Source organism: Shewanella waksmanii ATCC BAA-643 (assembly GCF_000518805.1).
GTDB lineage: Bacteria > Pseudomonadota > Gammaproteobacteria > Enterobacterales > Shewanellaceae > Shewanella > Shewanella waksmanii.
Window position 1 is genome coordinate 126,264 of sequence record NZ_JAEH01000009.1, and the last position, 7,028, is coordinate 133,291.

Here is a 7,028-nt window from a genome sequence, read left to right on the forward strand (position 1 = left end):
GCCATCGGGGAAGTCGCGCCCAAGATTGGTAAACTAGACAAATAAAAAAACCAACAAGTCAAACTTGTTGGTTTTTTTGTAGGCTTTAGTCATTGAGCGACGATAGCCCTGAGTGAAAAAAGTCTTGAGTGAAAAAGTCTTGGGTGACGATAACGCTAACCGATTATCTTACCGGCAGCTTGATATCTTTAAACATATTCTCAATCAGTTGTGCATCGCGCAGAGCTACGGCTTTCTCAACCACGTCTTTGGTTAAATGCGGAGCAAAATGCTCGATAAAGTCGTACATATAGGTGCGTAGGAAATTGCCTTTTCTAAAGCCAATTTTGGTGGTGCTATAGCCAAACAGGTGACTTGCATCAATCGCAACTAAATCACGGTCAATCACCGGGTCAATAGCCATAGAAGCAATCACGCCCACACCTAAGCCAAGACGCACATAGGTTTTGAGTACATCGGCACTGGTTGCTGTGAATACCACTCTTGGGTCAATACCAGCGGCTTTAAAAGACTTTTCAATTTCTGACTCTCTATCGAAACCAAAAACATAGGTCACTAAGGGGAATCGGCCAAGATCTTCAATGCTAATATTACTGCGACCCGCCAACGGATGATCTTTGGTCACCACAATTGAGCGATTCCAGTGATAGCATGGCAACATTATCAAGTCGGAATAAAGGTGCATGCCCTCCGTTGCTATCGCAAAATCAGCATCGCCTCGCGCAGCAAGCTCACTGATTTGAGAAGGCGTGCCTTGATGCATATGCAAGTTAACTTTTGGGTAACGGTCAATAAAGCTACGAATAATATTCGGCAATGCATACCGTGCTTGAGTATCGGTGGTAGCAATATTGAGTTCACCTTGATCCGGCTTGGTGTACTCTTCAGCGACTTTCTTAATACTCTCAACTTTACCGAGAATATCGTTGGCGATACTGATCACTTGCTGACCCGCTGGGGTAACATGGGTTAAGTGCTTACCGCTGCGACCAAAAATTTGAATCCCAAGCTCATCTTCTAGCATTCTAACCTGTTTACTGATCCCAGGTTGCGAGGTATAAAGGTTTTCTGCGGTGGCAGAAACATTAAGGTTATGGTTCACCACCTCGGCAATATATCTAAGTTGCTGCAGTTTCATTTTCGATCCTTTCGCCTCACCGAAATTGGCCTTGGACGGAGCTAATTTAGCCACCCAAAGCGCTCAATTAAGTATAATTATTAGTTATAGTACAACCAAAGAATTAAATCAAACTGGAATATAGCACAGACGATTGAGATTTCACACGACACAAGCCACAAAGCTAGTCTAAGATAACTATGCTAGAGTGTTGATTTATAGTAGCATTAACAGAATTGCATAAAAAATGGTAGACCTATGATATTCACCTTGGTTCTTATCCTTATCGGTGCGTTACTTTTGCTGGTCATTGGTATTAATGTTATTCAGCAGCAAAAAGAGCGTGCAGAAGCTGAGCGCAGAACAGAGTTAGCCCGACAACGGGCCATTATTGATGAGACTGAAAATGTCTTATCAAATACTGGTATGTTCCCCTGTTCGCCCCAAACCATATTGGTGTTATATCGCCGTGTACAAGAGGCATTAAAAATTGCCGGCTCATTATCACCCAATCAAGCGGGTGATTATGAGCGCCGTTTGGTTGATTTGCAGGGGCAAATTGACAACTTACAGCAAAACGCAAAATCTGCCCCTCCCATCGAAAGCTTTAGACTGCCGGACAATGACAAACAGATCTTAGTGTTGGTGCAGGTTTTAAAGAAACTTAAAGCCATTTTACGTGCTGAGCATAATAAAGGAAAAGTGGAGCCCGCCATTTTTGCCCAAGAAGAGAACCGCATTGATAGCCTGCAATTGCGTATCAATGTTGATTCAATGTTGTCCCGTGCTCGCACAGCTTGCTTTATGAAGCAATACGGCTCTTCTAAACAGATGGTCACCAAAGCGCTGGCCACTTTACATGCTATTAAGGCGCAAACCCCCAACGATCCTTTTATCGCTAAAAAAGTCGATGAAGCTAAAAATATGCTCGACGAAATCATGGGCGCTCAAAAACAAAATGCGCCTAATGCGCCCAAAGTTAAGCAGGGCGATGAAGATGATATCGATGTATTGTTCCAGCCAAAGAAGAAGTGGTAACCTTTTCAAACTTTACTGTTAAAGTCTCACGCTCGTCGAGGTCGCTAGTCGACCTCTCACTTTCCCGCATCATTTAAGCACTCGATGTTAAACCTAGGCACATAGCAGCTGCAGTGTTAACGCGGTACGAATATGGCTTGCTACTTGAATCGTACAACACTGCCTGATGCTAGGTTAAGCTTGAATCTTTGCGTTATCAGTCGCAACTGCCGCTAGCATGGCTATCCAACCTTGCAAAAAGTCTTTTGGTATAGCAGCCATCAGAGCCTACTCCATCAATATGCTCATCTACACAATGCCATAATCTCAGCTGTGCACTATTTTTAGCTAAACATAAAAAAGCCCTGACATATCATCAGGGCTTTTAAGCAGTACTTTTACCGTGGGCCTAGGCTACTTTTTCGCTTTCGCCTTTGGTTTGGCTTTCGCTTTAGGCTTAGCCTTAGCTTTGGCTTCGCTGACCCACTTGCCATCGATAAACTTAGATGTCCAACCGGTTGCTTTACCATCGACATCAGTAGCAACGTATTGCTCCTTCGTCTTACGGCTAAAGCGCACAGAGGCCTTATTACCTTCATCATCAGTAACAGGTGCATCAGCTAAATACTGATACTTAGGCCATAACAGCTCGCGATACTTCACCAGCTCCTCTACCAATGGCGCGCGTGTTTCTCGTGATTTAGGGAATGTACTTGCCGCCATAAAGATACCGGCAGCGCCATCACGTAACACGAAGTAACCATCAGACTTAGTACACTTAAGCTCTGGTAGGTGGATAGGATCTTCTTTTGGTGGCGCAGCTTCACCGTTTTTGAGCAACTTACGGGTGTTCTTACACTCGCTATTGGTACAGCCGAAATACTTACCAAAGCGGCCGTTTTTCAGCTCCATATCGTTGCCGCAACGATCACATTCTAAAATCGGCCCTTCATAGCCCTTAATTTTGAACTGACCCGCTTCGACTTCATAACCAGGACACACCGGATTATTACCACAAACATGGAGTTTACGCGCTTCGTCAATTAAATAGCTATCCATCGCCGTACCGCAAATGCCACAGCGGTGTTTAGCCCGCAATGCATCGGTTTCAGCATCTTCACTATTTTCACTGATCGCCTCTTCACCAGGTGTCAGATTCATGGTGGTTTTACAGCGCTCTTTTGGCGGTAAAGCATAACCGGAACAACCTAGGAATACCCCTGTCGTACCGGTACGAATACCCATTGGCCGTTCACAAGTTGGGCATTTAATATCGGTGAGAATCATCTCGTTAGGACGCATTCCCCCCTCTTCCGGTGGTAACTCTGCTTTTTCAAGCTGCTGAGTCAAATCACCGTAGAAGCCGTCTAGTACTTTTTTCCACTGCAATTTACCTTGAGCAACATCATCTAATGTCTGCTCCATGTCTGCAGTAAAATCGTAACTCATCAACTCTTCAAAGCTACCGACTAAACTTTCACTGACAATCTCACCCATCTTTTCGGCATAAAAGCGACGATTTTCCACTTTTACATAACCCCGATCTTGAATGGTTGAAATAATAGTCGCGTAAGTTGATGGTCGACCAATCCCACGCTTTTCAAGCTCTTTAACCAGCGAAGCTTCACTGAAACGTGCAGGCGGCTTAGTAAAGTGCTGCTTAGGTGTTAACGTTTCCAGCTCAAGTGCATCACCCTGCGCGACATAAGGTAGGGTGCTTTCTTCGTCATTTTTCTTTTTAATGGCGGTTTGGACACGTGTCCAACCATCAAACTTTAACGTGCGGCCGGTTGCTTTAAGCTCATAGTCACCCGCAGTCACAGTTAAACGTGTTGCATCGTATTTTGCCGGCATCATCTGACAAGCAACAAACTGACGCCAAATCAATTCATATAGGCGCTGTGCGTCACGCTCCATATCTTTTAGGCTAGCAGCTTGTACTTTTACATCTGAAGGTCGGATGGCTTCGTGAGCCTCTTGAGCGCCCTCTTTGCTACCATAGCGATTAGGCTTCTCAGGTAAATACTTATCACCAAACTCATTGCCAATCATATCGCGAACGCTATCTAATGCCTCTTGGCTTAGATTGGTCGAATCGGTACGCATATAGGTAATATGACCCGCCTCATAGAGACGTTGCGCCATCATCATGGTCTTTTTAACACCGTAACCTAAGCGGGTACTTGCCGCTTGCTGCAGTGTTGAGGTGATATAAGGCGCTGATGGTTTACTTGACGTCGCTCTGTCTTCACGCGCGGCAACAACGTAGCTTGATTGCTTTAGTTGCTCAACGGCAGCAAGCGCCTGTGTTTCGTTAACCGGCTTAAAGGCATCGCCCTTAAACTTAGTCACTTCCATCTTAATAGCGGCATTGCTTAAGGTGTTCAGATCAGCATGGATGTCCCAAAACTCTTCTGGTACAAAAGCCTTAATTTCCCCTTCGCGCTCAACCACTAGACGTGTCGCCACCGATTGAACACGGCCAGCTGATAATCCTCGAGCCACTTTTTTCCACAACAATGGCGATACCATAAAGCCCACAACACGGTCGAGAAAACGACGCGCTTGCTGAGCATTAACCATATTGGTATCTAAGGTTGCTGGATGACTAAAGGCATCTTGAATTGCAGACTTAGTAATTTCGTTGAACACCACACGCTGATATCGTGAAGCATCTCCTCCAATCACTTCTTGCAAGTGCCATGCAATCGCTTCTCCCTCTCTATCCAAATCGGTTGCGAGAAAGATATGGTCGGCTGACGCTGCAAGTGTTTGAAGTTCTTTAACCACTTTCTCTTTGCCAGGCAAAGTTTGGTATTTCGCTTTCCATCCTTTTTCGGGGTCGACACCCATCCGAGCCACAAGCGCTTGTTTAGCCTTAGCACTTTTATAGACGGCTTTTTCTTCAGGCGACATCTTGCGCACTTCAGCGGGCGTTTTAGTCGCCACTTTTGAATCGCTGCTCGATGATGTTGGCAGGTCACGTATGTGTCCTACACTTGATTTAACAATGTAATCTTTGCCGAGATATTTATTAATAGTCTTGGCTTTGGCCGGTGATTCGACAATAACTAGCGATTTACCCATATAGTGTTCTGCGCCAAAAAGTCTCAAAAATCTGTAAATTGGCTCCATATATAGAGGGTTGTCTCGATACTTTCAAGCTAATCCCTATATTATTTGCGTTGGTGAGCCACTTTTTAACCGTTTTTGAAAAAAATGTGAAAAATAATATTGCGTAATTAAAAACTAATATTTCATTATTCGCTATCTAGCAAGTAATAGTTATGCATTTCGATGCAAAAATCACAAAAACACACTTTTTGCCCTACCTTGTTAACCCCGCGCGCTCAAGTATACTGAGCGCAAATATCGCAAACAAAAACACACAAAGCATTAAAAAATCTGGTTTGCGCCCCTACTGAAAGGAACTTTCATGAAGCATTTTGAAGCGAATTTTGACGGACTCGTTGGTCCTACCCACAATTATGCCGGCTTGTCATTTGGTAATGTTGCCTCGTTAAACAATGCTGCGGCGACGTCGAGCCCGAAGTCAGCCGCTAAACAAGGACTCAAAAAGGCTAAAGCGCTAGCCGATCTTGGTTTAGTTCAGGGGGTACTTGCCCCTCAAGAGCGCCCAGACTTACATACACTGCGTCGAATTGGATTTTCCGGTACAGATGCACAAGTTTTACAAAAAGCGGCTGAGCAAGCCCCTGCTTTACTTAGAGCGTGCTGCAGCGCATCAAGCATGTGGACCGCAAATGCGGCAACTGTCTCTCCTAGCGCTGATACCCAAGACGGTAAAATTCATTTCACCCCAGCAAATTTAGTCGACAAACTACACCGTAGTATAGAACCTATAACCACGGGCAACATTTTAGCGGCGACATTTGACAACAATCGCTACTTTAATCACCACGCTCATTTGCCAGAACACCCAAGCTTTGGCGATGAAGGGGCGGCCAACCATACTCGTCTTTGCCCTCAATATGGCCAATCAGGTGTTGAGTTGTTTGTCTATGGTCAAAGTGTTACCGATCCAAACGCACCTAAGCCGACCAAGTTCCCAGCAAGACAAACATTAGAAGCCTCTCAAGCTGTTGCAAGATTGCACCAACTCGATGATGAAAGCTGTGTGTTCATGCAGCAAAATCCCGATGTGATTGATCAAGGCGTGTTCCACAACGATGTGATTGCTGTCGGTAACCAAAATGTATTGTTCTATCATGAACAAGCATTTTTACATACCCAACAGAAGCTTGATGAAATCCGTCAAAAATTTAATGGCAGCGACCTGCACTTTATTGAAGTCCCAACCGCTAAGGTATCAATTGATGATGCAGTGCGCAGTTACCTATTCAATACCCAGGTTGTTACCCTGCCAAACGGTGAAATGGCGATTATTGCGCCTACAGATTGCCAAGAAAACCCTGCGGTGTTTGCCTATCTCAATGAAGTCGTGACATTAGGTACGCCAATTAAGCACGTCCACTACTTTGATGTAAAACAAAGCATGCAAAATGGCGGTGGTCCTGCCTGTTTGCGCTTAAGAGTGGCAATGAATGAAGCTGAGGTGGCTGCGGTAAACCCTCATACGCTGATGAATGATGAGTTGTTCAGCAAACTAAATACTTGGGTCGACAAGCATTACCGTGATGAGCTCGCTGTTGCAGACCTAGCCGATCCTCATCTTATTATCGAGTCTCGGACTGCACTTGATGAACTCACACAAATTATGAAACTTGGAAGTGTGTATCAGTTCCAGAAGTAATCGCGCGTTGAAAGCAGTTTGTTTTAACTAATGTCTAGTCCTAAAATAGGTTGACGGTTTTTATTAAGCCAGTTGGTATTCCCAACTGGCTTTTTCATGCACCTCATTTGGGGTTTTCAT

At 44.7% G+C, this 7,028-nt stretch carries 4 protein-coding genes; 2 read left to right on the plus strand and 2 right to left on the minus strand.

The features are described from left to right. Nucleotides 1-163: 163 nt before the first annotated feature. Nucleotides 164-1,138 carry an HTH-type transcriptional regulator CysB gene (cysB, locus tag L865_RS0106310; RefSeq protein WP_028772457.1) on the minus strand — a complete coding sequence of 325 codons (975 nt, stop codon included), beginning with the start codon at nt 1,136-1,138 and terminating at the stop codon, nt 164-166. 237 nt (nt 1,139-1,375) lie between these two features. Here cysB and L865_RS0106315 point away from each other — a divergent pair, with 237 nt between their 5' ends. After that, the gene (locus L865_RS0106315; RefSeq protein WP_028772458.1) at nt 1,376-2,155 is read left to right on the plus strand and encodes a hypothetical protein; all 780 of its coding nucleotides are present in this window, start codon (nt 1,376-1,378) and stop codon (nt 2,153-2,155) included. Between the two features lie 393 nt (nt 2,156-2,548). Here the strand turns inward: L865_RS0106315 and topA are convergent, their stop codons facing one another. Further along, the gene (topA, locus tag L865_RS0106325; RefSeq protein ID WP_028772459.1) at nt 2,549-5,221 is read right to left on the minus strand and encodes a type I DNA topoisomerase; all 2,673 of its coding nucleotides are present in this window, start codon (nt 5,219-5,221) and stop codon (nt 2,549-2,551) included. Nucleotides 5,222-5,570: 349 nt separating this feature from the next. Between topA and astB the strand changes: the two genes are divergently transcribed. Then, the gene (astB, locus tag L865_RS0106330) at nt 5,571-6,908 is read left to right on the plus strand and encodes an N-succinylarginine dihydrolase (RefSeq protein WP_028772460.1); all 1,338 of its coding nucleotides are present in this window, start codon (nt 5,571-5,573) and stop codon (nt 6,906-6,908) included. Nucleotides 6,909-7,028 lie beyond the last annotated feature (120 nt).

Excerpts from the sequence above, each read along its gene's own strand:
- cysB (WP_028772457.1), bottom strand. The coding sequence starts at position 1,138 with ATGAAACTGCAGCAACTTAGATATATTGCCGAGGTGGTGAACCATAAC.
- L865_RS0106315 (WP_028772458.1), top strand. The coding sequence starts at position 1,376 with ATGATATTCACCTTGGTTCTTATCCTTATCGGTGCGTTACTTTTGCTG.
- topA (WP_028772459.1), bottom strand. The coding sequence starts at position 5,221 with ATGGGTAAATCGCTAGTTATTGTCGAATCACCGGCCAAAGCCAAGACT.
- astB (WP_028772460.1), top strand. The coding sequence starts at position 5,571 with ATGAAGCATTTTGAAGCGAATTTTGACGGACTCGTTGGTCCTACCCAC.